At 37.6% G+C, this 25,169-nt stretch carries 20 protein-coding genes, 2 pseudogenes and 1 riboswitch; of the genes and pseudogenes, 16 read left to right on the forward strand and 6 right to left on the reverse strand.

Features of this window, described 5'->3' with window-relative positions:
- The first annotated feature begins 7 nt into the window (after nucleotides 1–7).
- From proB to GQO80_RS05095, 8 genes are all read left to right on the forward strand, one after another.
- On the forward strand, nucleotides 8–769 hold the full coding sequence (gene proB, locus GQO80_RS05060; RefSeq protein ID WP_157207233.1) for a glutamate 5-kinase: 762 nt from the start codon (nucleotides 8–10) through the stop codon (nucleotides 767–769).
- A 54-nt stretch (nucleotides 770–823) separates the two neighbouring features.
- Nucleotides 824–1,765, forward strand: a complete 942-nt coding sequence (locus GQO80_RS05065; protein WP_157207234.1) for an N-acetylornithine carbamoyltransferase — start codon at nucleotides 824–826, stop codon at nucleotides 1,763–1,765.
- 143 nt (nucleotides 1,766–1,908) lie between these two features.
- Nucleotides 1,909–2,685, forward strand: coding sequence for an acetylglutamate kinase (gene argB, locus GQO80_RS05070; protein ID WP_157207235.1), 777 nt, complete (start codon nucleotides 1,909–1,911; stop codon nucleotides 2,683–2,685).
- A gap of 1 nt (nucleotide 2,686) precedes the next feature.
- Nucleotides 2,687–3,754 (forward strand): M20 family metallo-hydrolase, encoded by a 1,068-nt coding sequence (locus GQO80_RS05075; RefSeq protein ID WP_157207236.1) that lies wholly within the window; start codon nucleotides 2,687–2,689, stop codon nucleotides 3,752–3,754.
- Between the two features lie 170 nt (nucleotides 3,755–3,924).
- Nucleotides 3,925–5,199, forward strand: a complete 1,275-nt coding sequence (gene argH / locus GQO80_RS05080; RefSeq protein ID WP_157207237.1) for an argininosuccinate lyase — start codon at nucleotides 3,925–3,927, stop codon at nucleotides 5,197–5,199.
- A 43-nt stretch (nucleotides 5,200–5,242) separates the two neighbouring features.
- Nucleotides 5,243–5,773 carry an RNA polymerase sigma factor gene (locus tag GQO80_RS05085; RefSeq protein ID WP_157207238.1) on the forward strand — a complete coding sequence of 177 codons (531 nt, stop codon included), beginning with the start codon at nucleotides 5,243–5,245 and terminating at the stop codon, nucleotides 5,771–5,773.
- A gap of 1 nt (nucleotide 5,774) precedes the next feature.
- Nucleotides 5,775–6,581 carry an anti-sigma factor gene (locus tag GQO80_RS05090; protein ID WP_157207239.1) on the forward strand — a complete coding sequence of 269 codons (807 nt, stop codon included), beginning with the start codon at nucleotides 5,775–5,777 and terminating at the stop codon, nucleotides 6,579–6,581.
- A gap of 53 nt (nucleotides 6,582–6,634) precedes the next feature.
- Nucleotides 6,635–7,117: a CIA30 family protein gene (locus GQO80_RS05095; protein ID WP_157207240.1), complete on the forward strand. Its 483-nt coding sequence runs from the start codon at nucleotides 6,635–6,637 to the stop codon at nucleotides 7,115–7,117.
- Nucleotides 7,118–7,421: 304 nt separating this feature from the next.
- Here the strand turns inward: GQO80_RS05095 and GQO80_RS05100 are convergent, their stop codons facing one another.
- The 4 genes and pseudogenes from GQO80_RS05100 to GQO80_RS15980 all read right to left on the reverse strand — a co-directional run.
- A complete protein-coding gene (locus tag GQO80_RS05100) occupies nucleotides 7,422–9,656 on the reverse strand; it encodes a TonB-dependent receptor (RefSeq protein WP_157207241.1) in 2,235 nt (744 codons plus the stop codon).
- Between the two features lie 14 nt (nucleotides 9,657–9,670).
- Entirely contained in the window at nucleotides 9,671–10,960 is a 1,290-nt protein-coding gene (locus GQO80_RS05105; RefSeq protein ID WP_157207242.1) for a tetratricopeptide repeat protein, read from the reverse strand.
- A gap of 92 nt (nucleotides 10,961–11,052) precedes the next feature.
- Nucleotides 11,053–12,000, reverse strand: a pseudogene (locus GQO80_RS15835) (DUF4331 family protein).
- 33 nt (nucleotides 12,001–12,033) lie between these two features.
- Nucleotides 12,034–12,306: pseudogene (locus GQO80_RS15980) on the reverse strand (DUF4331 family protein); the annotation flags it as partial.
- Nucleotides 12,307–12,546: 240 nt separating this feature from the next.
- On the opposite strand from GQO80_RS15980, the gene GQO80_RS05120 reads away from it, so the two are divergent.
- Entirely contained in the window at nucleotides 12,547–12,903 is a 357-nt protein-coding gene (locus GQO80_RS05120; protein ID WP_157207245.1) for an SET domain-containing protein, read from the forward strand.
- 393 nt (nucleotides 12,904–13,296) lie between these two features.
- Here the strand turns inward: GQO80_RS05120 and leuB are convergent, their stop codons facing one another.
- Nucleotides 13,297–14,415 carry a 3-isopropylmalate dehydrogenase gene (leuB, locus tag GQO80_RS05125; RefSeq protein WP_157207246.1) on the reverse strand — a complete coding sequence of 373 codons (1,119 nt, stop codon included), beginning with the start codon at nucleotides 14,413–14,415 and terminating at the stop codon, nucleotides 13,297–13,299.
- A gap of 44 nt (nucleotides 14,416–14,459) precedes the next feature.
- A complete protein-coding gene (locus tag GQO80_RS05130) occupies nucleotides 14,460–15,635 on the reverse strand; it encodes a 2-isopropylmalate synthase (protein WP_157207247.1) in 1,176 nt (391 codons plus the stop codon).
- Between the two features lie 148 nt (nucleotides 15,636–15,783).
- Here GQO80_RS05130 and GQO80_RS05135 point away from each other — a divergent pair, with 148 nt between their 5' ends.
- The 7 genes from GQO80_RS05135 to GQO80_RS05165 all read left to right on the forward strand — a co-directional run bounded on the left by GQO80_RS05135 (nucleotide 15,784) and on the right by GQO80_RS05165 (nucleotide 25,130).
- Entirely contained in the window at nucleotides 15,784–17,334 is a 1,551-nt protein-coding gene (locus tag GQO80_RS05135) for a hypothetical protein (RefSeq protein WP_157207248.1), read from the forward strand.
- A 117-nt stretch (nucleotides 17,335–17,451) separates the two neighbouring features.
- Nucleotides 17,452–17,575: riboswitch (SAM riboswitch) on the forward strand.
- A 122-nt stretch (nucleotides 17,576–17,697) separates the two neighbouring features.
- Entirely contained in the window at nucleotides 17,698–18,972 is a 1,275-nt protein-coding gene (locus GQO80_RS05140; protein ID WP_157207249.1) for an O-acetylhomoserine aminocarboxypropyltransferase/cysteine synthase family protein, read from the forward strand.
- A gap of 78 nt (nucleotides 18,973–19,050) precedes the next feature.
- Nucleotides 19,051–22,452 (forward strand): bifunctional aspartate kinase/homoserine dehydrogenase I, encoded by a 3,402-nt coding sequence (thrA, locus tag GQO80_RS05145; RefSeq protein WP_157207250.1) that lies wholly within the window; start codon nucleotides 19,051–19,053, stop codon nucleotides 22,450–22,452.
- Between the two features lie 100 nt (nucleotides 22,453–22,552).
- Nucleotides 22,553–23,722: a trans-sulfuration enzyme family protein gene (locus GQO80_RS05150; protein ID WP_157207251.1), complete on the forward strand. Its 1,170-nt coding sequence runs from the start codon at nucleotides 22,553–22,555 to the stop codon at nucleotides 23,720–23,722.
- A gap of 13 nt (nucleotides 23,723–23,735) precedes the next feature.
- The gene (locus tag GQO80_RS05155; protein WP_157207252.1) at nucleotides 23,736–24,149 is read left to right on the forward strand and encodes an RrF2 family transcriptional regulator; all 414 of its coding nucleotides are present in this window, start codon (nucleotides 23,736–23,738) and stop codon (nucleotides 24,147–24,149) included.
- Between the two features lie 90 nt (nucleotides 24,150–24,239).
- Complete coding sequence (locus tag GQO80_RS05160) at nucleotides 24,240–24,503, forward strand: DUF2061 domain-containing protein (protein WP_157207253.1); 264 nt, start codon at nucleotides 24,240–24,242, stop codon at nucleotides 24,501–24,503.
- Nucleotides 24,504–24,509: 6 nt separating this feature from the next.
- Entirely contained in the window at nucleotides 24,510–25,130 is a 621-nt protein-coding gene (locus GQO80_RS05165; protein ID WP_157207254.1) for a phosphoadenosine phosphosulfate reductase domain-containing protein, read from the forward strand.
- Nucleotides 25,131–25,169: the final 39 nt, after the last annotated feature.

Here is a 25,169-nt window from a genome sequence, read left to right on the forward strand (position 1 = left end):
TAAATAGATGAAGAAAAAACGCATATTACTTAAAGTTGGTTCTAACACACTTACCAAAGAAACCGATAATATTTCTTGGGGTAAAATTGAAGATTTGGCAAATCAAATGGCAAAACTTCAAGATACTTGCGAGTTTATTATTGTAAGTTCCGGGGCTATTGCGGCGGCAAAACAGTTTGTAAAACTGGAAAGTAAGGGTAAGGATATTACCGTTAAACAAGCTTTGGCTTCCATCGGGCAACCGCATTTAATCCGCATTTACCAAGATATTTTTAGGGAATGTGGTTTGGCAACCTCCCAGTGTTTACTATCGTATTCCGATTTTGAAAAAGAACAAAGCAGAACAAACATTGTAAACACCATAAACGTTTTGGTTGAAAACAATTTCATTCCAATTATCAATGAAAATGATACGGTTGCAACCGATGAAATAAAATTTGGTGATAATGATAAATTAGGAGCCTTAACAGCGTCTCTTTTGAAAGCCGATCTTTTCATTATTGCAACAAACACAAATGGTATTTACACCAAAGAATCCATGGAAAACGGTACGCCAAAAACCATTGAACTGGTGGAGGATTTTGAAGAATTGGCAAAACAAGTGGTCAATTCAAAATCAACACATGGCAGCGGAGGGATGCAATCGAAAATTGAAGCGGCTGCAGTTACAAAAAAAGCAAATATTGAAACGTGGATTGTAAACGGACTGGAAGATAATTTCATTTTGAATGCCTTCGATAATAAAATTCCGTTTACCAAAATAAAATAAGTTATCCTGCAAGGTTTCAAAAACCTTGTTAGTTTTAAGAATAATATTAAAAATATGAAACATTACACCTCCATAAAAGATATTGATGATATCAAAACTTGGATTCAGGAAGCTAAAGCATTAAAGAGCAATCCGCTTAACTATAAAGACTTAGGAAAAAACAAAACCTTAGGGTTGTTGTTCTTTAACTCCAGTTTGCGCACGCGTTTAAGCACTCAAAAAGCTGCTTTAAATTTAGGAATGGACCCCATTGTAATGAATGTGTCTGGCGATGCATGGGGCATTGAATTTGGCGATGGCACCATTATGAACGGCAACACAGCCGAACATATCAAGGAAGCCGCTGCGGTAGTGTCCCAATATTGCGACATCATTGCGGTAAGGGCATTTCCAACCTTAACGGATAAGGAAAAAGACGAAAGCGAGTATGTGTTGAAGTCGTTCGTAAAATACGCATCAGTGCCCATTGTAAACATGGAAAGTGCTACAGGCCATCCGCTACAAGCGTTAACCGATGCGATTACCATTTCAGAAAACACCAAAAAAGAAAGGCCAAAAGTAGTTTTAAGTTGGGCACCACATATTAAAGCCTTACCACATGCGGTGGCTAACAGTTTTGTACAAGCTATGCAAAAAATGGATGTGGAATTTGTAGTAACACATCCTGAAGGTTATGAGTTGAGCCCAAAAATTATGGGTAATACCAAGGTAAATTACAACCAAACCGAAGCTTTAAGAGATGCCGATTTTGTTTATGTGAAAAACTGGAGTAATTATAACGATTACGGAAAAGTAACCAATACCGACCCCAATTGGATGATTACAAAAGAGAAAATAGGCGATGCTAAATTTATGCACTGTTTACCGGTAAGACGAAATTTAATTGTGGAAGATGCGGTATTGGATAGTGATAGCTCTATCGTTATTCAGCAAGCAAACAATAGAACCTATGCAGCCCAATTGGTGTTGAAAAAATTATTGGAAGATTTAAAATAATTAAGAGGTCATTGCGAGGAACGAAGCAATCTTTTAATTCAAAAAGTTGATTGATTTATTGTGAAAATCACATCGTATTGATAAATATAAAAACATAACAAAAAACAAGTTCCCTTTCCTTCGGAAAGGGCGGAGGGAAAGGAATGGAAAAACTATCCATAGTAAAAATAGGAGGGAATATCATTGAAGACGATGCATCTTTAAGCGCGTTTTTAAAATTGTTCGCCAATTTAAAAGGAAAGAAAATTTTGGTGCATGGTGGCGGTAAACGCGCTACGGCAATTGCTTCAAAATTGGGCATAGAATCTAAAATGGTACATGGCAGACGCATTACCGATGCCGAAACTTTAGAGGTCATCACCATGGTGTATGGCGGTCTGGTAAACAAAAATATCGTCGCACAGTTACAAGCTTTAAACATTGATGCCATAGGGTTAACAGGTGCCGATATCAATAGTATTTCATCAGAAAAAAGACCCGTAAAAGAGGTTGATTTTGGTTTTGTTGGTGATGTTAAAAATGTGGCGCACCATTCTATCGACAAATTAATCCAAGCAGATTTTACGCCCGTGTTTTGCGCCATTACCCACGATGGCAAGGGCCAATTGCTAAACACCAATGCCGATACCATCACGTCGCAATTAGCCGTTGGTATGAGTAATTTATACGAAACATCCATTTATTATTGTTTTGAACTGAATGGCGTTTTAAAAGACATCAACGATAAAAATTCGGTAATAAAACACATCGATTCCAAGTTGTATTCTGAATTATTAAAACAGAATATCATTGCAGATGGCATGCTTCCTAAGTTGGAAAACTGTTTCGATGCGCTAAATCAGGGCGTAAATACCATCAATATGGGAAACACGAACATGTTAACCCAAGAGAACGATCATTTTACACGGATAACCTTATAATATGGCTATACAAGAATTAACAACCGATGCAATTGCACTATTAAAACAGTTAATAGAAACGCCTTCTTTTTCTTCGGAAGAAGACCAAACCGCATTGCATATTGAAGCTTGGTTGAAGCGCTATGATATAGATTATAAAAGAACAAAAAACAACGTTTGGGCAGTAAACAAACATTTCGATGCGAACAAACCCAACATGCTGCTAAACTCGCACCACGACACCGTAAAACCAAACTCGGCATATACCAAAGACCCGTTTAAAGCCATTATTGAAGACGGAAAATTATACGGTTTGGGCAGTAACGATGCGGGTGGTTGTTTGGTGTCGTTAATTGCCACATTTACCCATTTTTACAATCATAAAGATTTAAAATATAACTTGATTTTGGTCGCTTCCGCGGAAGAAGAAAGCAGCGGCCCAAATGGATTGAACAGTATGCTGAAAATCATCCCGAAGATTGATGTCGCCATTGTAGGCGAACCTACTTTGATGCATTTGGCGGTTGCCGAAAAAGGCTTGGTGGTTTTTGATGCCAAAGTGAAAGGAACGGCAAGTCATGCGGCCCACCCGAATGATGATAATCCTATTTATAAAGTTATTGAAACTTTACAATGGTTTAAAGATTTGAAGTTTGAAAAAACATCGGAAGCTTTGGGCGATGTGAAACTAACCGTTACCCAAATAAACGCCGGAAAACAGCACAATGTAGTACCTGCCGATGTGGAGTTGGTAATAGATGTACGTGTAAACGATAAATATACCAATGCTGAAATTGCTGATTTTTTACAAAAAAATGCGCCAGTTTCAAGCATTACACCACGTAGTTTAAATTTGAATTCATCCTCAATTCCCGTTGAGCACCCGTTGGTACAAGCAGGAATCGCTTTAGGAAGAACCACCTATGGGTCGCCAACCCTTTCCGATCAAGCATGGTTATCCTGCAAGTCGTTAAAATTGGGGCCAGGGGATAGTCCGCGTTCACATTCCGCCGATGAATATATTTATTTGCACGAAATTGAGGAGGGCATCAAAATATATGTTGAATTGTTGAATCGGGTAATTGTATAAATGTTTGTTGTTGAGTTGTTTGTCGTTGAGTCGATGTAATAACTAAACAATTTAGGATAAAAAGAAATAAAATTTTTGAATAATCTAATTATATAAACGTTTGTTGTTTTGTTGTTTGTCGGTCGTATGGTCGCTCAACAACTAAACAACAAACGACTAAACATCAAGAAATGAAACTCTGGGACAAAGGCATATCAATCGATAAAAAAATAGAACAATTTACCGTTGGCAACGATAGGGAAATTGATGTTCATATAGCAAAATACGATGTTATTGCATCAAAAGCGCATGCTAAAATGCTTCAAAAAATTGGTATTCTTACTACCAACGAGTTGATTGAATTATTAGGCGGTTTGAAAAAAATTGAAACGCAGATTGAAAATGGCACGTTTGTTATTGATGAACAATTTGAAGATGTACATTCTAAAATAGAATTTGAATTGACGAAGACTTTGGGCGAGGTTGGGAAAAAAATCCACACCGCACGTTCTAGAAACGACCAAGTTTTGGTGGCTTTACAGTTATACTACAAGGAAAATTTGGGTATTGTAAAAGAAAAAACCAAAACCCTTTTTGAAACCCTTTTAGAGTTGGCGGAAACACATAAGGATAAAGTATTGCCAGGATATACGCATTTGCAAGTAGCCATGCCATCATCATTTGGGTTGTGGTTTTCGGCCTATGCCGAGGTGTTAATTGACGATGTGTTTCTGTTAAACGCCGCTTTAAAAACGGTGGACCAAAATCCATTAGGTTCTGCGGCGGGATATGGCAGTTCGTTTCCAATAGATAGGGAGTTTACCACCAAGGAAATGGGTTTTTCCACCCTAAAATACAATGTGGTGGCGGCGCAAATGAGCAGAGGAAAAAGTGAGCGTACCATTGCCGCCAGTTTGGGCAGTTTGTGCAACACCATGAGCCGTTTTGCTATGGATGTGTGCTTGTATATGAGTCAGAATTTTGGGTTTATTTCCTTTCCAGATGAATTGACCACGGGCAGTAGCATCATGCCACATAAAAAAAATCCGGATGTATTCGAATTGATTCGTGGAAAATGCAACAAAATACAAGCACTTCAAACGGAAATGATTTTAATTACCAATAATTTACCGAGTGGTTACCATCGTGATTTTCAGTTGTTAAAAGAAAATATGATAGCTGCTTTTGAAGACGTTAAAGATATTTTAGATATTTTCAATTTCTCCATTAAACAAGCTATTGTGAAAGATGTTGATGTGCATAACGACTTGTATAAATACCTGTTTACGGTTGATAATATAAATACCTTGGTTGTGGAGGGACAAAGTTTTAGAGAAGCCTATCAAAAAATTGGCGGACAGGTGCAAGATGGCACTTACAAACCAGATACTTCTAAAAAGCATACGCACGTTGGTAGCATCCATAATTTGTGTTTAGATAAGATTCGGGAAAAGTTTCCTGATTAAATAGCGTTTTTATTTATTATCTTCACGCATATATAACCTATTCATGCAGTTAGAAATTCTTATAGAAAAATTTAAGCAGAAAGACGAAAAAGCTTTCGAATCATTATACAATATGTATCGTGAAAGTATGCAAGGGGTTATCTATAATATTGTAAGAGATAGCGATATAGCCGAAGAAGTAATGCAGGATGTTTTTATTAAAGCATGGCATAATTCTCAATCTTATTCTGCGGAAAAAGGACGTTTTTTTACTTGGATTTTAAATATATCAAGAAATTCAGCAATTGATAAAATACGCTCAAAATCTTTCAAAAATTCAAAACAAAACCTTAATTCCGATTTTTTCGTAGATATACTTGAAAGCAATGATAGTTTAGATAATTCGACCGATGCGATAGGCGTTTCAAAATTTGTTAGCAAGCTTGCTAAAAAATGTGTTGAAGTTATTGAACTCCTTTATTTTAAGGGTTACACGCAAGCGGAAGCATCTGAAGCACTGGATATGCCCATTGGGACTATCAAAACCAGGAACAGAAATTGCATTCAAGAATTAAGAAATATAGTGTTAAATTAAAATGGATATTAAAGCTTACATAGAATCTGGAATTTTAGAGCTATACGTAGCTGGCGTACTTTCTGAAAAAGAAAATAAGGAAGTGTACGCTTTAATGCTTCAACACCCTGAAATACTAAAAGAAGTTTTAGATATTGAGGCTGCCATTATTAAACTAACAGCAGCTACTTCGCAAAAAACTACTAAAAACACATTTGAAGCCATAAAACAAAATTTAGGCTTTAACAACACTAATGGAACCAAAGTTATATCCATAGTTAAGCCTAAATACAACTGGATAACTTATACAGGATGGGCAGCATCTATTGTTTTAGCGGTAGGTTTATTTTGGACTTCGCAACAAAACAACCAATTAAAATCTGATATTCAGATTTCTGAAACACAACAATCGCTTTTAGAAACCCAAATAGCCAATTCTAAAAACAGTTTAGAAGAAGCCAATACCCTCATAACCGTATTGCGTGATGATAAAATTACAAAAGTGCCATTGGCAGGACAAGGAAATTTTGCTGATGCGTATGCCAAAGTATATTGGGATAAAAACACGAAAAGAATATTTTTAGATGCACAAGGCTTACCAGAGCCGCCAAAAGGTAAAGTGTACCAAGTTTGGTCGTTAACCTTAAATCCGCTTACGCCAACAAGCTTAGGCACTATTGACAATTTTACAACAGATGCCAACAAGATTTTCGAAATAGAAAATGCCAACGAAAGTGAAGCGTTCGGGATTACTTTAGAACCAGCAGGAGGTAGCGCAACGCCAACCATGGAACAATTATATACTTTGGGTGTGGTGGCGTCTTCTTAATTGATTAGCTGTTTCATTCTTAATTTTAGACTATTATTTACTTTTAGCAACCCATGATTTTATTCAAGTTTAAACACAACAGCAACATTTCTGATTGGAAAATTGTTGACGATGTTGTAATGGGTGGATGCTCGAGTGGGAATTTTGGTTTGAATGAGGCTGGGAATGGTATTTTTTCTGGGGTAGTTTCTTTAGATAACAATGGTGGTTTTTCAATGGTGCAATATTATTTTGGCACAAAAAGCGTTGCGATATTCAGTAAGGTGTGTATTCGATTGAAAGGCGATGGTAAAACATATCAGTTTAGAATTAAAGCGAATAAAGACGATAAACATTCTTATATAGCGCTTATTAATACGAGCAACGACTGGGAAACTTTAGAAATACCTTTCAATACGATGTATCCTGCTTTTAGAGGAAAACCATTGAACCTGCAAAATTATCATGGTTTAAAAATGGAAGCTATTGCTTTTTTAATTGGCAATAAAATAGATGAATATTTTAAGTTAGAAATTGATAGTATAGAACTTAAATAAGATTTAGGTCATCCTTTTTTGCGTTAGTGGTTGAAGCGGCATCCTTTTGGTTTTCTTGGTGACTGGCATAATTTTGATTTATACATTTATATTAAAATGTAGATGACCTGAGTTGGTAATGTAAAACCAAAAGATACAGCGTAAAACACGACCCTTGTGGTAACGCCCAAATAAAATTTATTAAAAAAACACCCAACTATATTGCTATAATCGGGCAGCTTCACTAACAAAAAAACCAAAAACCAAAAACTTGATTTTTAAAAATAATTTCCCTTTTTTCAAATGTTAGTTTTTTTATTGGGTATTAAAATCTGTAAGAAATAGTTCCTTTTATAAAGAAAGGGGTTCCTGGGGTAAAATGAATTTCTTCAACGGGTTGTGCTTCATTTTGTAATCTAGATTCGGTTGCAAATTGTGTTTCGTTCCATTCGGTGTTAAATAGATTCTCGATTACGATTCCTAATGTTATGTCTTTAAAATTGTAATTAGCATTAAAATCGGTCACGAAATAGCCTTTTGCAACAATGCTATTGCCTTCGTTTGCGGGTCTATCATCCAAATACCTATAGCGGATACCTCCAGAAAAACCGTATAAATTATTTATGGAAAGTCCGCCTGCCATCGTAAAATCGGGTGCCAGTGGAATGTAGTTTTGTCCATCAGGATCTTCGGTGCTTCTAGCATGTGTTATAGTGGCATCGGTATCAAAATACAACCAATCCGTTAATTGGTAGCGCAATCCTAAATCCAGACCATAACGTTCTGTTTTTCCGCTAGGTTCAACAATGCCTGCATCGCCCACATAAACAAACTCTTGTTCTAAAAATAAATACCATAATGCGGCATTGACCAAAGCTTTAGTGGCTGGTTTCCAAATAGTTCCTAAATCTAAACCATACGAGCGTGGTAAAATATCTTTACCCAATTGGCTAACCACCACACGCGTATCGTTGGAATGGAAGCCTAAACCCGACTTTAAATACAATTGTAAATTTGATTGTGCATCATAGTAAAAATTAAGTTTTGGACTTAATATGGTTTTTGTTTCAGACTGTGAAGCGTAAGTAGGTTGTAATTTGTCATTGTATAAAAAGTTGAAATAATCTAAACGTAACCCTGGAGCAATTTTCAATTTTCCAAAATCAAATTCGGCATTTGTAAAGGCGCTCAAATTGGTTTGATTTAAATCGCCTAATTGTACGTTTTGTAAAATGGCACTTCTGTTCAAGGTTTTTGAAAGCTCAATATCATTTACAATATTGTGTCTTAAACCAATGCCTGAGGTAGTTGTTACCTGCGTATTTCCTAAATCAATTTCTTTGGAAATGGCGGTATTAAAACCTAATATTTGACGGTCTTCCTTTTGTTTTATTTGGTCGCCATTTATGGGGTCTTCTAAGAAAAATGTAAAATTTGAAAACAATTCGAACCCATAATGCGAATAGAAAGCATTGGTTTTCAATGTTGAATTATCTGAAATATGTTTCTGCAATTCCACGTTAAAATTAGTTCGTTCCGTAGTACCGCCTTCAGTATCGTCAATAGCACCAAAACGGGTAATGTTTCCGTTATCAATTTCACGTTGTGGTATTTGTCCTGAAGCATCCCAACGACTGGTAAAATGGGATAGGGTTAAAGACACTTTGTCGTTATTAGGTGAGAAAGCCACATATTTTCCAAATAAATTAAGGCGGTTGAAATTTTGGGGCGAATTAAAAGGACCGTCGTTTGCTAAATATTCGGTACTAATATAGGCGTTTTGGTTTTTTATGTTTTCCATTAAATTGAACATGCCCAACATTCGTAAGGAGTTGAATTTACCAACTGATAGCGCTATTGAATTTTCTTTTAAATAATCTTTAGTTGAAAAATCGACATAACCCGCCGTATTAAAATCCCCATGATTTGCATAATATGCGCCCTTGCCAAAATCTATTTTATTTACCGTTTCTGGGATTATAAAATGCAAATCGCTATAACCTTGTCCGTGCGCATGTGATACCATGTTAATTGGCATGCCATCTACCGAAAGGGCGACATCGGTACCATGATCTATGTCAAACCCTCTTAAAAATAGTTGTTCCGCTTTGCCACCACCGGCATGCTGACCTATAAATAAACCGGGTACTTTTCTTAAAATTTCTTGAGAAGAATTAACAGGATTTGTTTTGATGTCCAATCGACTCATGGTGCTAACCGGATTTAAGGTTTCGGTAATAATCAATTCGTTTAATTGAAATGATTTTTCTGCTAAAGTGATAATCAAATTCGTGTTGAAATTTGATGCGTTTAAGATGATATTCTTATTCTGAAACCCTAAAAGCCTCACCTTTAAGGAGTCGCCAACCTTACTATTATCTAAAATAAAAACGCCATTTTCAGATGAATGTGTATGACTTTTTGAATTTAGGTTATATATGTAAGCAGACTCTAGAGGTTGGTTACTCTCGTTAACCACAATGCCTTTTGTTTGTTGAGAATACAGCGTATTTACAACGCATAGAGTACATAGAAAAGCTACAGATCTTAATGTTTTCATATCAAGGTTTAAAGTTAAATAGCATTGATTTTTTGAGCCATTAATGGTCCAAGTTCAAAAGCGCTTTCTATTAATTCTTTTTTCAAATTTTTAACTTCACTTATTTTACCACTTGCTTTATAAATTTCAGCTAAATGATACAAAGTATGTGGCTCAAAAGTTTTACCGGTAACATGCTGTTCCATAATTTGTAATGCTTCTTTTGTGTTGCCTTTTTTATAGTAAGTCCACGCTAGTAAATCATAAGATTGGGGTGTTGGTCTGTTCATTACTTCGGTTTTTGCAATTTCAAGAGCGGTATTTAATTTTTCAGAATTATCAGCAAATAACAACACATTGTATTTGTTGTACATATCGCCATAAAGGGTGTTTTCAACCGCTATTTTATATTGATTTATTTGTTGTTTTTGCATGACCAAATCGCCTTTAAACTCGGCTATTTCAGCTTTTAATAAATAATAATCGGGCGAATTATGCGTTTTTGAAACCGTGTTTAAGATGCGTAACGCTTCATTAGGGTTTTTTTCATATGAATAAACAATCCAAGCAATTCCTTTTTTTGAATAAGCATCATTTGGGTTTAATTTCAAGGCTTTTAAAAAGTGATTGTACGACGCTTCAATATTTCCGTGGTGTCCATAAAAATCAGCTAAATTGGTATAGATCCAAATTTTAGCTTCTGGCATATTGGCAAACTCTGCATTTTCTTTGGCTTTTTCCAGATAACGTATGGCAGCATCCAAATTACCACGATGGTCGCTCCATTTTGCAACGCGTATTAAGTAATCAAAATCCCGATCGTCGCTAAATTTATCTAAATAGGCTTTCGCTAATTCGTAATTTCCCAATTCCAAATGCACGTCGAAAAGCATTTTTTGAGTGCCTTCCAAATTATTTCCTATTGCTTCAGCTTTCTTTAATAATTCTAAAGACTCTTTAAATTTATGTTGCGAAATATAATTGGCAGCAAGTCCTTTTAAATAGGAGCTATTCGTGTTTCGAGTTTTTTCATTTAGTTCTAAATAGTTGGTTTCAGCATTTTTTAAATATTCAATATTTCCAGTTATAGAAAATAAACTGTTATTGGCTGAAGCTATTTTTGCTAAATATGGAAATTGAGTGGGTTGGTTTTTAAGTTTTTGTTTCCAAAATCCCAATTCGGTCTTTGCTTTTTCAATCGATGTGTTTTCTGTTACATCTAGATAAACATTATACTGTTTACTATCTGTTATCTTTTTTGAAGATGTTGTACAACTAGCTATAAATATTAGTGTGCAATACATCATAATATATCGTAAGTTCATTGTTTTGTTTTTTTGTTAGTTAATTATTTTTTGTTTAAATAAACCTCAGAAACACATGTGAGACACACCTGTTTCTGAGGGTGTTGAGTATTCTACCAAGGAGAAGCTAAATAAGGAAATGAGGGCAAAAAAGGCTTGTCGTTTGCATTTACATTATCATTTGATAACGTCGGGTTTTCAGACATGGTCAATCCGGTTTCACCACCAAAAATCAGTATCAATTCAACAGTGATGACATCATCGGCTAAATTTCTACCCGTTAAAACATTGGTGCCATCATAAAATGTAGTAGGTTTATCTAATGCGACAGTTAAAACATCGGTAGCCAATAAACCTGTAAAAGCCGCAGCATCTAAACCTAGTGCATTTTTATCGCCCGGGTTGGCATACGCAGGACTCAAGGCTTTTAAATTAGTTTGAAACATGCTTTGAAAAGCGGCGCCTTGTGCAGACGGTATGGTTACATTAAACATATCTTTACTGGCAGCCGATACAAATACGGTATTTATCGCTGGACGACCCATTTGGTCTTCTTGTGAATAGGTTCCAGAAAAATCTGGTGCGTTATTCATATTGTCGTCGTCGTCATTTGAACAGTTAAATGCAAATAATGAAACTGCTACGGCAACTGTTAAAACTTTTATTTTGTGTATATTTTTCATGATTATAATTTTAAAAAAGGTTAATTGTTATTTTCTTTTAGATTCTACCCAAGTATTAATAGTTGTTCCGCTACCTGCAATCATCGATTTTGGTACTTCTACCACAATAGATAATACATTGGTTCCTGCAAAAGTGTCTGCTCCTGGATTGTTAAAACCACCCGTCGCTGTTCCTGCTATAATAGCTGAGTATTGGGCAAAGTCGAAGAAAAATGGGTCGTCTCTTGGTCCAGCAAAAAAACTCATGCCTCCATTAGTGCTAATTTTAGCATTCGTGCCGTATGGCGTAATATCTACAACCCCACCAATTGTTGATGTGTATTGTATGGTACTGTTAAGTCCTGTTTGTGCTGGTGCAACGGGCCCAAAAAAATACATTTTACCATTTTTAGAGATGGCTTGAATAACGAGATCTTCCACATTATCGCCTGTATTATCGATGTTGAATTCAATCAATACATCTTCAGCAAACTTAGCACTGCTAGTGGCTGATGGGCTTAACAAACCTTGAATGTTTGCTACAAACACCATGTTATCTGTGTTTTGCCCTCTAAAGGCATAAAAATCGGTAATATCGCTACTACCACCTTTTACTGCAGGCGCATCGATATGATCTGCTGCAATTACGAAGAAACTAGCTACCGCTATAACTCCAATTCCGATTACTGTTTTTAAATTTTTCATGTTTTTCGAGATTTTATTATTAGTTATTTATTAGACTCTCACACATACCTACGGAAAAATTTAAAGAGCGGTTTTGTTAAAATTTTGTTAAATAAAACAGTGAAGCATAAATGGGTGGACTATTTATAGGAACAGGAAAAATGGACTAACAAGTTTTTTAATTAAAATTTAGCTTGCGTTTAGATAATCCTTATACATTTGCTTGATACATAATCAGAATTTTGATTCACAAATATATTTATGACTAACTTAGTTGAAGTAAAACATTCGCCGGTACACGGTAAAGGTGTTTTTGCCACCCGAAATATTGCAAAAGGTGAACTATTAGCGAAATGCGACATGGCACTTGTACATGTTAATGAGAATTTGCCTGAAGTTTTGGCAACCCTTCAATTCCCTTGGACCGAGGAATACGACGCTATTTGCATGAGCGATGTGGGGAGTTTTTTTAACCATAGTAGCAACCCTACTGCTGAAGTCGCAACACGCGATTTTGTAAACCTCATTCAAACATTTGTGGCTAAAACATCTATTGAAAAGGGTACGGAAATAACTATTTATTATAACGATGCTTTTGATGCTTTTGTGAAAAGCTGAACCTTATTCGTTTTAGGTATCAATTTTAAAGTAACCAATCCTGCAAGGTTTTCAAAACCTTGTAGGTATGCCTTTTTGTTATGATGGTTGCCTATAGGGTCAAAAAAAAGCTTGCAAAAATTATGAACCGCTAAACCTTATGGTTTTGCCTAAAACTAAGCAAGTATGCCCGCGTTAGGCCTTTTTAAAACTTTGGTAAAACAACCTTTGGAAAGTAACGCAAACTGGCAGATTGCCTTGTGGCGCTTCTGTGCAACAGCGTTTTAAAAAGATTTAGCGGAAAGCCCGACCCCAATGGGTAACGCCAAAAAAAAAACAATCACATTAAAAAAGCGCACTTTAAAAATGCGCTTTTAAGGACTTTCCTGAAATTTTAATTTTTTGGTGACTAACTCAAATAATGGTGGATTGTCCTAAATGAATGTTGGTAAAGTTTAAGTTGGTTTCATCGGGATGGTTAATGAAATCCTCAATGAAGTCGCCAACTTTCGTGGTGGTAATGGTATCGTATTTGGTGTTTAAATCGGGTGTGGTAATGTGCAGTTTTAGCGATTTATCGACGCCTTCCCGTATGCGTGCCGCTTCATCGTCCAAAACAAAATGGTCCAACAACATGGCTGCTGCCAAAATAGCGGCGATAGGGTTGGCAATGCCTTTGTTGGCTGCCTTTGAGTATGCACCGTGAATGGGTTCGAACATGGCGTGCTTATCGCCAATGGAAGAGGATGCCAATAAACCAATGGAGCCCACGATAACGCTGGCTTCCTCGGATAGGATGTCGCCAAACATGTTCTCGGTTAAAATAACGTCGAACTGCCGTGGGTTTACAATAAGTTCCATGGCGGCATTATCAATATACATAAAGTGTAATGCTACGTTTGGGTATTGTGGTGCCAATTCTTGCACCACCCTGCGCCATAATCGGGAACTTTCCATGGCATTGGCTTTGTCCACCAGGGTTAATTTGCGTTTTCTAGATTGTGCTGCCTTAAAAGCTAAATGGGCGATGCGTTCTATTTCATGGCGTGTATATTCACAGGTATCGGAAGCGGTGTTTGCATCGTCGCTTAATTTTTTTTCGCCAAAATAAATGCCCCCGGTAAGTTCGCGGTAAATAAGAATGTTGGTGTCCTTAATCTGTTTTTTCTTTAATGACGACTTGTTCAATAAATCTTCATAAGCAATTATGGGCCGTATGTTGGTATATAAATCGAGCGATTTGCGAAGCCTTAAAAGCCCTTGTTCTGGTCGTATTTTGGCGTAAGGATCCAAATCGAAGGCATCGTTTCCTATGGCGCCAAATAAAATGGCATCGGCTTTTTCGCAAATGTTTATGGTCTCATCTGGTAACGGATTGCCTGTTTTTTCAATGGCACTGGCACCAACTAAGGCATATTGAAAGGTAAATACATGGTTAAATTCCATAGCAATAGCCTTTAAAACTTTTACAGCTTGGGCTATCACTTCCGGTCCTATGCCATCTCCTGGCAAAACGGCTATATTTAATTTCATGCGTTTATGAGGTTTGATTATTTCGGTAAAGATAGAAATCTATTTTAAGCTGAAACAATCTCTTTGTATAATCTGCTGCTTTCTATGATTTTATGAATATCGTCATCATTAACTTCTTTCTTTTTGTCGGCAAAATCCAAGAAGTTCAAATATATTTCATCCAGTTGAAGTTTTGTTAGGCCATACCCAATATTTTTGGCCCTGTACGCCAAGGCGGCACGACCACTACGGGCGGTTAGCACAATGGCCGATTCGGTGACGCCAACATCCTTTGGGTCGATAATCTCATAGGTTTCACGGTTTTTAATCACGCCATCTTGGTGGATTCCAGAGCTATGGGCAAAGGCATTGGCACCTACAATGGCTTTGTTAGGTTGTGTGTAAATGCCCATGCTATCGGACACCAATTGACTGATGCCATAGAGCATTTCCGTTTTTATGTGTGTGTCTAAATTCAAATAGGGGTGCTGTTTCAAGATCATTACCACTTCCTCCAAAGCGGTGTTTCCGGCACGTTCGCCAATACCGTTAATGGTACATTCTATTTGGCGCGCCCCATTAATTACGCCTTCAATGGAGTTGGCGGTTGCCAATCCTAAATCGTTATGGCAATGGCACGATAAAATGGCTTTTTCAATACCTTTTACGTTTTCTTTTAAATATTTTATTTTGGCACCATATTCGTGCGGCAAACAGTAGCCTGTGGTGTCTGGGATGTTTAAAACGGTGGCGCCCGCTTCAATGGCGGTTTCGCAAACGCGAGCTAAATAATCGTTATCGGTTCTACCGGCATCTTCTGCATAAAATTCTACATCTTCTACAAAAGATTTTGCGTAACTTACGGCCTTGAAAGCACGTTCTAATATGGCATCTCTATTGGAGTTAAATTTGAATTTTATATGGGAATCGGAAGTGCCAATTCCTGTGTGTATTCTGGGTGTTTTTGCGTATTTTAGGGCTTCGGCGGCAACTTTTATATCATTTTCAACAGAACGGGTTAAACCACAAACCGTTGCATGTTTTACAATTTTAGAAATGGCTTCAACCGATTTAAAATCGCCGGGGCTAGAAACAGGAAAACCGGCCTCGATAATATCGACACCTAATAAATCGAGCTGTTCGGCGATGATCAATTTTTGTTCGGTATTTAATTTGCAGCCTGGGACCTGCTCGCCATCGCGAAGCGTTGTATCAAAAATTTGGACGTTTGTATTGGACATTTAATAAAATAAATTTTTCTTTTGTAGTACGAATGTATATTTTGGTTTCCTAAAATGATAATGCAACTCGCTTTTTTTACGATGTTTAACCTATGTGTGATGTAATTAAATAACTGAAAACCAGTTTTTTATAACTGTTTTTGAAACTATGACAAAAGAACAAAAAGATAATTTGTTTGTGTTGGTAAAATCGCTTTCAAAGTCTGAAAAGCGACAGTTCAAACTTTATGTGGGTCGATTGGATGTTAATGAAGATTCCAAATTTTTAACGCTTTTCAACATTCTTGAAAAACTACCGGTTTATGATGAAACCGCCATTCTTAAAAAGGGCATCGTAAAAAAAGAACAGTTATCCAATTTAAAGGCCCACTTGTACAAGCAAATTTTAATTAGTTTACGGTTAAACCCTTCGCACCAAAACATTCGCATCCAAATTCGCGAACAGTTGGATTTTGCAACCATTCTTTATCACAAAGGCCTGTACAAACAAAGCTTAAAGATTTTAGAAAAAGCTAAAAACCTGGCCATTGCCAACGAGGAAAAAAATGTGGCCTATGAGATTGTTGAATTTGAGAAAATTATTGAATCGCAGTATATTACCAGAAGCTTAAGCAATCGTGCCGACGAGCTATCCATACAGGCCAAGGAACTAAGCCAACAAAATGTCGTGGCAAGTAAGCTGTCCAATTTATCGCTGCAATTGTACGGCCTCTTTTTAAAAACAGGCTATGTAAAAAACGATAAGGAAAGTATGCGGGTTATCAAATATTTCAACGCCCGACTTCCAAAATACGACCTAAATACTTTAGGATTTCGCGAAAAACTGTGGCTCTACAAGGCTTATTTGTGGTACAGCTTTTTAACCGTCGATTTTTTATCGTCATACAAATACGCTACCAAATGGGTCGATCTGTTTTACGAAAATAAAGACCAAATTGTTTTGAACCCCGTTTTTTTCTTAAAGGGCAACCACTATTTGCTGGAAGCGCTGTTCTATTTAAGGCACTATGAAAAATTTAAGGAATCGCTGCTCAGGCTAGAAACCGTAACCAAGGAAAAATGGTTCCCTGTTGATGATAATCTGGACGGGTTGGCCTTTTTGTACATTTACAACAACAAATTCAATTTGCATTTTATTGAAGGTAGTTTTAAAGAAGGTTTGCCTTTGGTTGATGAGGTTTTAAAACGTTTGAAAGACTATCAAGACCGTATTGACGAGCACCACGTAATGGTGTTTTACTACAAAATTGCGAGCATGTATTTTGGTGCTGGCGAACACAAAAAAAGCATTTTGTACTTAGAAAAAATAATAAACAACAAATCGTTGCACATGCGCGAAGACTTGTTGTGTTTTGCCAGGATACTTAATTTGGTGGCACATTATGAAGCGGGCATGGACTATAATTTGGATGTTTTAATAAGAAGCACTTATAAGTTCTTGATTAAAATGGAAGATTTGTATGATGTGCAAAGGGAATTTATTAAGTTTTTAAGGGGCTTGGGCGATATTTACCCTAATGAAGTAAGGAACGAATTTATTAAACTGCACGAAAAGCTCAAGGAATTTGAAAACGACCCCTACCAAAGTCGGGCATTTTTATATTTGGATATCATTTCCTGGCTAGAATCTAAAATCTGGAACCGCCCCATCGATTTGATCATTCAAAACAAGTTTCAAAAACTGCGCACAGCCAAATGAAAATCACATGCCAGGGGTCGAACTTCAATAATTTTTGATAATTTTTTCATAAAAAATTAGGATTTTAAGTTTTTCTAACTGAATATTTGCACTCACAAAGTTCAAACACTTACTGAAATGTTATCAAGAAAGGTGGAGGGATTAGACCCATTGAAGCCTTAGCAACCTCCCGACCTATCGGGGAAGGTGCTAAATTCTACTTAATTTTTAATTCATTTATTAAAAATTGGATAGATAACCAACAACTATTTTTTTCAATAATAGTTATATTTCTTTTTAACATTTTTCTATTTTAAGTACATCAATAAAACGATGCATTTGGCTTTTGGTTTAATCAATTTATTAATTCAAAAAAAAAGAAAAATGAGTACACAAAAATTTGCTACAAACGCTTTACATGCAGGGCACGATGTTAAAACCAATGGCGGTACCAGAGCGGTTCCCATTTATCAAACAACGTCGTATGTTTTTAATGATACCGACCATGCGGCCAACCTGTTTTCATTAAAGGAACTCGGTTTCATTTATACACGTTTAAACAACCCGACCAACCAAATTTTGCAAGAACGTTTGGCGGCGGTTGAAGGAGGTATTGGTGCCGTTGTATTTGCATCGGGAACATCTGCAATTTCAACCGGTTTATTAACGCTTTTAAAGGCCGGCGACCATATTGTCGCATCAAGTAGTCTTTATGGTGGCACTTTTAATTTGCTAAACGTAACCTTGCCCAGATTAGGCATTACTACCACTTTTGTCGATGCCGATAATCCTGATAATTTCGCATCAGCGGTACAAGAAAACACCCGTGCCTTTTTTGTGGAATCATTAGGAAACCCAAAATTGGATGTGCTCGATTTAAAGTCTATTTCAGTACATGCCAAAGCTGCGGGCGTACCTTTTATTGTTGATAATACTGTAGCAACTTCGGTGCTTTTAAACCCAATTGAGCATGGTGCAAACCTTGTTATCCATTCATTAACAAAATATATTGGCGGTCAAGGCACATCATTAGGGGGAGCTATTATTGATGCGGGTACTTTTGATTGGGCCAACGGGAAATTCCCAGAATTTACCCAGCCTTCAGCAGGCTACCATGGCTTAATTTATAGTGAGGCTTTAGGTGCCGCAGCCTATACTTTTAAATTGATTTTAGAAGGATTAAGGGATTTTGGTGGTGCTTTAAGTCCGTTTAACGCCTTTCAAATTATTCAAGGTTTAGAAACATTGCCCGTTAGGATTAAACAACACAGCGCAAATGCTTTAGAACTTGCAAAATGGTTAGAACAACAGCCGGAAGTTGCTTGGGTAAATTATCCAGGTTTGGAATCGAGCAAATACAAAGCGTTGGCCGATAAATATTTACCGAATGGCCAAAGCGGAATTGTTACGTTTGGGGCTAAAGGAGGTTTTGAGGCTGCTAAGAAAATTGCCGATAACACCAAATATTTTTCATTGTTGGCAAATATTGGCGATACAAAATCGCTCATCATCCACCCTGCAAGTACCACGCACCAACAACTAACCGAGGCTGAACAAGTTTCGGCAGGGGTGTCGCGGGATCTCATCCGCTTGTCGGTTGGACTTGAGGATATTGAGGATTTGAAAGCCGATTTAAAAGAGGCGTTCAGCAATATTTAATCGACCTGCAAGCTTGAATAATCGACCTGCAAGGTTTCAAAAACCTTGTAGGTCTTAAAAAAATTTACCATACCAATTTTGAAAACAAATTTGCAACATATCATCATCAAAAACTTTACGACACAGAGTAAGGTGGTAAATCCAGAAATAAAGTTGAGTTATCAGCTATTTGGAAAATCTTTAGGTACAGCCCCTGTGGTGTTGGTAAACCATGCGCTTACGGGCAACAGCAATGTAGCAGGTAAGGATGGTTGGTGGCAGGATTTGGTGGGCAATGATAAAGTAATTGACACCAAACTGTACACCGTGTTGGCCTTCAACATTCCCGGAAACGGTTTTGACGGCTTTGTGATTGATAATTACAAGGATTTTGTGGCGCGCGATATTGCCAACATCTTTTTAATAGGTTTGAAAGAGCTGAAAATAGACAAGCTCTTTGCCCTTATTGGGGGCTCGTTGGGCGGCGGCATTGCTTGGGAAATGGCCGTTTTAAATCCCGATATTACCCAGCATTTAATACCTGTGGCGACCGATTGGAAATCGACCGACTGGCTTATTGCCAACTGCCAAATACAAGAACAGTTTTTATTGAATTCCAGAAACCCCGTGCACGATGCGCGCATGCACGCCATGTTATGCTACCGTACGCCAGAATCTTTCAAGGAACGCTTCCAACGCTCCAAAAATGAGGAACTGGAAATCTTTAACGTAGAAAGCTGGTTGTTGCACCATGGCAACAAGTTGCAGGAACGGTTTCAGCTTTCGGCCTATAAATTAATGAACCAGTTGTTGAAAACCATCGATGTTACCAAAAACAGGCCAACCGATTTCAATGTGCTGGAAAACATCCACGGAAACATCCATATTGTGGGCGTGGATTCCGATCTGTTTTTCACGGCCGAAGAAAACCGGCAAACCCACAAACAATTGGCGGTAAGCAACCCGAACGTAACCTATAACGAAATCCATTCGGTGCATGGGCACGATGCTTTTTTAATGGAATATGAACAATTGGAAAAAATAGTAGAGGGCATTTTTGTGCCAAGTTCTAAAAAAAGACGCATGAAAGTATTAAAATTTGGAGGTAAATCGTTAGCAAACGGCCGCGGGTTGGATACCGTTATATCCACTATTGAAAAAAAGGTAACCGATGGAGAAAAAATAACCGTGGTGGTTTCGGCACGAAGCTCTGCAACCGACGATTTAGAGGATATTTTGAATAAAGCCGTAAAAGGGCATCCGTATAAAGAAGTGCTGCGGGTTTTCAAAAACTACCAAACCGAACCGTTGAAGGACGTTGATTTTTCAAAAGAATTTTCAACTTTAGATAAACTGTTTGAAGGGGTAAGTTTGTTGGGTGATTTCAGCAAAAAAACGAAAGATGAAATTTTAGCACAGGGCGAACTGCTTTCGGTAAAATTAATTGCAGCGCTTTTAAATAATAAAGGTATTAAGGCCAATGCGGTGGATGCCAGGGAGCTGATTAAAACCGATGGCACCTTTGGCAATGCACAGCCCATTTTGCAACTTTCAAAAGATAATGTCAAGAATTATTATAAGAAAAGTGGTAGCGATGTTATAAATATCGTTACGGGTTTTATAGCTTCAAATACCAAAAATGAAACCACCACTTTGGGCAGAAACGGCAGCAATTATACCGCGGCCTTGTTGGCAAATTATTTGGATGCGGAAGAACTTCAAAATTACACGCACGTAAACGGCATTTATACGGCAAACCCCGATTTGGTTGAGGATGCCAAGAAAATTCGGGAACTATCGTTTAGCGAAGCCAATGAACTTGCCAATTTTGGCACCACGGTTCTGCACGCCAAAACCATCATTCCATTGGTGGAGAAAAATATCAACCTGCGTATTTTAAACACCTTTAACCCCGAGGATGAAGGCACGCTTATTACCGCAAAACCAAACGCTAAAGAGGTTACTTCTTTATCGATTTTAGATAATGTGGCCTTGTTGAATTTGGAAGGTCGCGGGTTGTTGGGTAAAAGTGGCGTTGATGCCCGAATTTTTGGAGCTCTGGCGAAACATCAAATTAGTGTGAGCATCATATCGCAAGGGTCTTCAGAACGTGGTATTGGGTTAATTATTGACGCAGAACAGGCCACTCAGGCGGTTATTGCCCTAGAACAGGAATTTGAAAGCGATTTTTACTCACAAGATGTTAATAAAATTGGGGTGGTTGACGATGTTTCGGTTATTTCCATTATCGGCATAGAGCTTAGTTCGTTCCACAAACCCTTCAACGCACTTATAAAAAACCAAATCACACCGTTACTTTTTAATAATACGGTAACGGGGAAAAACGTGAGCTTGGTGGTAAAAAAACACCAGCTTCATAAGGCGATGAACGTGATTCATGGTGAGATTTTCGGCATTTCAAAAAAAATAAACATCGCCATTTTTGGCCATGGTTTGGTTGGAAGCGCTTTAATAAACCAAATATTAAAATCGAAGGGCGATATTGAAAAACGCAAAGGCATCAACCTGAATGTGTTTGCCATTGGAAACTCCAAAAAACTGCTTTTAAACAAAAAAGGTGTTGATGAAAACTGGCAGGAAGCCATACAAACATCATCTTTAGAAAGCTCCATCGAGGCTGTTATCACGTTTGCCAAAAACCATCATTTGGAAAACTTAATTGCAGTTGATAATACGTCAAGTTCCCATTTTTACACAAACTATGTGCCACTGGTAGAAGCCGGTTTCGATTTGGTATCGTCCAACAAAATTGCCAATACCATTTCGTACCAGTTTTATACCGATTTGCGTGTTAAACTCAAGGAACTAAACAAGCAATATCTCTACGAAACCACGGTAGGCGCGGGGTTGCCCTTAATTGATACCATAAGGCTGTTGCACGAATCGGGGGAAAATATCACCAGGATTAGGGGTGTTTTTTCGGGAACGCTCAGCTATTTGTTCAATAATTTTTCAGTTCAAAATAAACCATTTAGCGAAATCATTCAGGAAACCATCGATAAAGGTTTTACCGAACCCGACCCAAGAGAAGATTTTTCAGGGAACGATGTTGCCCGAAAATTATTAATTTTAGCAAGGGAATTGGATTTGCAAAATGAATTTGAAAATGTTTCAGTACAAAATCTAATTCCAGAAGCCTATCGAAATATTTCCGTAAAAGAATTTTTGGGCCAGTTAGCTGTTTTAAATGACGAATTTCAAAAGCTAAAGGAAAATCAAAAACCAGCACATGTTCTTAGGTATGTGGGCGATTTGTCGGGCGATCTTTCCAAGGATAAAGGAAATCTGGAAGTAAAATTGGTGTCCATTCCAGAAGATAGCACCTTGGGCCATGTAAAAGGCTCGGATGCCATTTTTGAGATTTTCACCGAAAGCTACGGCGAACAACCCATTGTGATACAAGGTGCCGGCGCGGGCGCTGAAGTAACTGCACGGGGTGTTTTTGGGGATATATTAAGACTTTCAAAACATATAAATTAACTTATAAACCGCAAATTCTCAAATTAAACGAAATATTTAGTCGTGAATTCCCCGAAAGATTGGGGCAACTAAATTAAAAATTTGCCGAATAAAGAACGACATGAGTAACGAAAAACAATTTGAAACCGAAGCCATAAGAACACAACTGGAACGCACTGGGTTTTTAGAACATACCAGTCCTATTTATTTAACCTCCAGTTTTGTTTTTGAAGATGCCGAAGATATGCGTGCCTCCTTCGCCGAAGAAAAAGAGCGCAATATTTACAGCCGTTTTACCAACCCAAATACCTCCGAGTTTGTTGATAAAATTTGCAAGATGGAAGGTGCCGAAGCGGGTTACGCTTTCGCCACGGGCATGTCGGCCGTATTTTCAACCTTTGCGGCGCTGTTAAAAAGTGGCGACCATATTGTATCGGCGCGTTCCATTTTTGGTTCTACGCATAGCTTGTTTACTAAATATCTTCCCAAATGGCAGATTACAACAAGCTATTTCAATAGCAATGAACCCGAAACCATTGAAAGTTTCATCACGCCCAACACGAAAATACTGTATGCCGAATCGCCCACCAATCCAGCTATTGATGTTATCGATTTGGAAATTTTAGGAAACATAGCCAAAAAGCACAATCTCATTTTAATAATCGATAACTGTTTTGCAACGCCCTATTTACAGCAACCCATCAAATTTGGGGCGCATTTGGTCATTCATTCTGCCACAAAATTGATAGATGGCCAAGGGCGCGTTTTGGGCGGTGTTACGGTTGGTAATGCCAATTTAATTAGGGAAATCTATTTGTTTTCCCGAAATACGGGGCCTGCTTTATCGCCTTTTAATGCGTGGATGTTATCAAAAAGCTTGGAAACGCTTGCTGTAAGGGTCGATAAACATTGTGAAAACGCCATGAAAGTTGCCGAATTTTTGGAAAACCATCCGCAGGTCAATTGGGTAAAATACCCGTTCTTGAAATCGCATCCGCAGTACGAAGTAGCCAAAAAGCAAATGAAACTGGGTGGAAACATTGTCGCTTTTGAATTGAAGGGCGGCATTGAAGCCGGAAGAAAATTTTTAAATGCCATTAAAATGTGTTCGCTTTCGGCCAATTTGGGCGATACCCGAACCATTGTTACGCATCCTGCCTCTACCACGCACCATAGTTTGGCCGAAGCCGACAGGTTAATTGTAAATATTACCGATGGTTTGGTAAGGATTTCGGTAGGCCTGGAACATGTTGATGATATTATTCAGGATTTGCAACAGGCGTTAATTTAGCTATCTTTGCACCATGCTATCCAAAAAAACAAAATACGGATTAAAAGCCCTCACATTTATTGCTAGAAGTACGAGCAGTGAACCTGTGCAAGTGGGCGAAATTGCCAAAGGTGAACAAATTCCACAAAAATTTTTAGAAAGTATCTTGCTTGCCTTAAGAAAGGCGGGTATTTTAGGTTCTAAAAAAGGGAAACACGGTGGCTATTATTTAAGAAAAGACCCTTCTGAGATTTTAATGACCGAGGTTATGCGCGTTCTTGAAGGCCCTATTGCCATGGTGCCATGTGTTAGTTTGAATTTTTATGAAAAGTGCGACGATTGCCCCGATGAAGCTGCTTGTAGCGTACATAAACTCATGATTCAAGTTCGGGATAGCACACTAGAGGTTTTCAAAAATACCACTTTGAAAGATTTATCCGATAGGTAAAAAAAATTAAAATATATTTTGATAAGTTCAAAAAAGTATTAAATTTGCATTTCCTATTAAATTGGTAGGATTAGTATAATACGATTTAAAATGATAGATCACGTGTTAATAAATTCAAATCAAGGCGAAAAAACAAGCTATAAAAAAGATACAGCAAAAGAGAAACCAGCACGTAGTGTCGTAAAATCCATCAGTTGGAGAATCATAGGTACCTTAGATACAATTTTAATTTCATGGGTCGTTACAGGTCACTTAACCTTGGCGTTCCAAATTGGCTCGGTAGAGTTGGTTACTAAAATGGTATTGTACTTTTTTCACGAACGCATTTGGAACACGATAAAATGGGGAAAATAAGTTAATATGATAACACAAAACACGATAAACGAATTAAATACACTGTTTAAAGATGCAAAACCATCTGAAATTATCAAGAAGGCCATCGAGCTAAATAGTGAGGCGGTAGTAACAACAAATTTCAGACCTTACGAAGCAGCCATCTTGCATGCAGTTAATGTGGTAATACCCAATATTCCCGTGGTTTGGTGCGATACGGGTTATAATACTCCGCAAACATACAAACATGCCGAACAGGTGATTAATAATTTAAACCTAAACGTGTTTTTGTATGTGCCCAAACAAACAGCGGCCCATCGCGATGTGGTTATGGGCATCCCAAGTATTGATGCGCCCGAGCATGCCTTGTTTACCGAACAGGTCAAGTTAGAGCCTTTTCGTCGCGCCATGGAGGCCCATAAACCAAAAGTTTGGTTTACCAACTTGCGCCAAGGACAAACCGCGTTTCGCAACAGCATTGGCATTTTTAGTTTAAGTAAAGACGGGGTTTTAAAGGTTAGTCCATTTTATTACTGGACCGATGCCGATTTAGATAAATACCTGGCAGAAAACAACTTGCCAAACGAATTCAAATATTTCGACCCAACAAAAGCTTTGGAAAACAGGGAATGTGGGTTGCATGCTTAATAAAAGTTAGAAGTACGAAGTTAGAAGTACGAAGTAAAT

The organism is Mariniflexile maritimum (assembly GCF_009746565.1).
GTDB lineage: Bacteria > Bacteroidota > Bacteroidia > Flavobacteriales > Flavobacteriaceae > Mariniflexile > Mariniflexile maritimum.

Bases quoted from the DNA above. Each gene is read 5' to 3' on its own strand.
- proB (WP_157207233.1), top strand. From the start codon at position 8: ATGAAGAAAAAACGCATATTACTTAAAGTTGGTTCTAACACACTTACC.
- GQO80_RS05065 (WP_157207234.1), top strand. From the start codon at position 824: ATGAAACATTACACCTCCATAAAAGATATTGATGATATCAAAACTTGG.
- argB (WP_157207235.1), top strand. From the start codon at position 1,909: ATGGAAAAACTATCCATAGTAAAAATAGGAGGGAATATCATTGAAGAC.
- GQO80_RS05075 (WP_157207236.1), top strand. From the start codon at position 2,687: ATGGCTATACAAGAATTAACAACCGATGCAATTGCACTATTAAAACAG.
- argH (WP_157207237.1), top strand. From the start codon at position 3,925: ATGAAACTCTGGGACAAAGGCATATCAATCGATAAAAAAATAGAACAA.
- GQO80_RS05085 (WP_157207238.1), top strand. From the start codon at position 5,243: ATGCAGTTAGAAATTCTTATAGAAAAATTTAAGCAGAAAGACGAAAAA.
- GQO80_RS05090 (WP_157207239.1), top strand. From the start codon at position 5,775: ATGGATATTAAAGCTTACATAGAATCTGGAATTTTAGAGCTATACGTA.
- GQO80_RS05095 (WP_157207240.1), top strand. From the start codon at position 6,635: ATGATTTTATTCAAGTTTAAACACAACAGCAACATTTCTGATTGGAAA.
- GQO80_RS05100 (WP_157207241.1), bottom strand. From the start codon at position 9,656: ATGAAAACATTAAGATCTGTAGCTTTTCTATGTACTCTATGCGTTGTA.
- GQO80_RS05105 (WP_157207242.1), bottom strand. From the start codon at position 10,960: ATGAACTTACGATATATTATGATGTATTGCACACTAATATTTATAGCT.
- GQO80_RS05120 (WP_157207245.1), top strand. From the start codon at position 12,547: ATGACTAACTTAGTTGAAGTAAAACATTCGCCGGTACACGGTAAAGGT.
- leuB (WP_157207246.1), bottom strand. From the start codon at position 14,415: ATGAAATTAAATATAGCCGTTTTGCCAGGAGATGGCATAGGACCGGAA.
- GQO80_RS05130 (WP_157207247.1), bottom strand. From the start codon at position 15,635: ATGTCCAATACAAACGTCCAAATTTTTGATACAACGCTTCGCGATGGC.
- GQO80_RS05135 (WP_157207248.1), top strand. From the start codon at position 15,784: ATGACAAAAGAACAAAAAGATAATTTGTTTGTGTTGGTAAAATCGCTT.
- GQO80_RS05140 (WP_157207249.1), top strand. From the start codon at position 17,698: ATGAGTACACAAAAATTTGCTACAAACGCTTTACATGCAGGGCACGAT.
- GQO80_RS05150 (WP_157207251.1), top strand. From the start codon at position 22,553: ATGAGTAACGAAAAACAATTTGAAACCGAAGCCATAAGAACACAACTG.
- GQO80_RS05155 (WP_157207252.1), top strand. From the start codon at position 23,736: ATGCTATCCAAAAAAACAAAATACGGATTAAAAGCCCTCACATTTATT.
- GQO80_RS05160 (WP_157207253.1), top strand. From the start codon at position 24,240: ATGATAGATCACGTGTTAATAAATTCAAATCAAGGCGAAAAAACAAGC.
- GQO80_RS05165 (WP_157207254.1), top strand. From the start codon at position 24,510: ATGATAACACAAAACACGATAAACGAATTAAATACACTGTTTAAAGAT.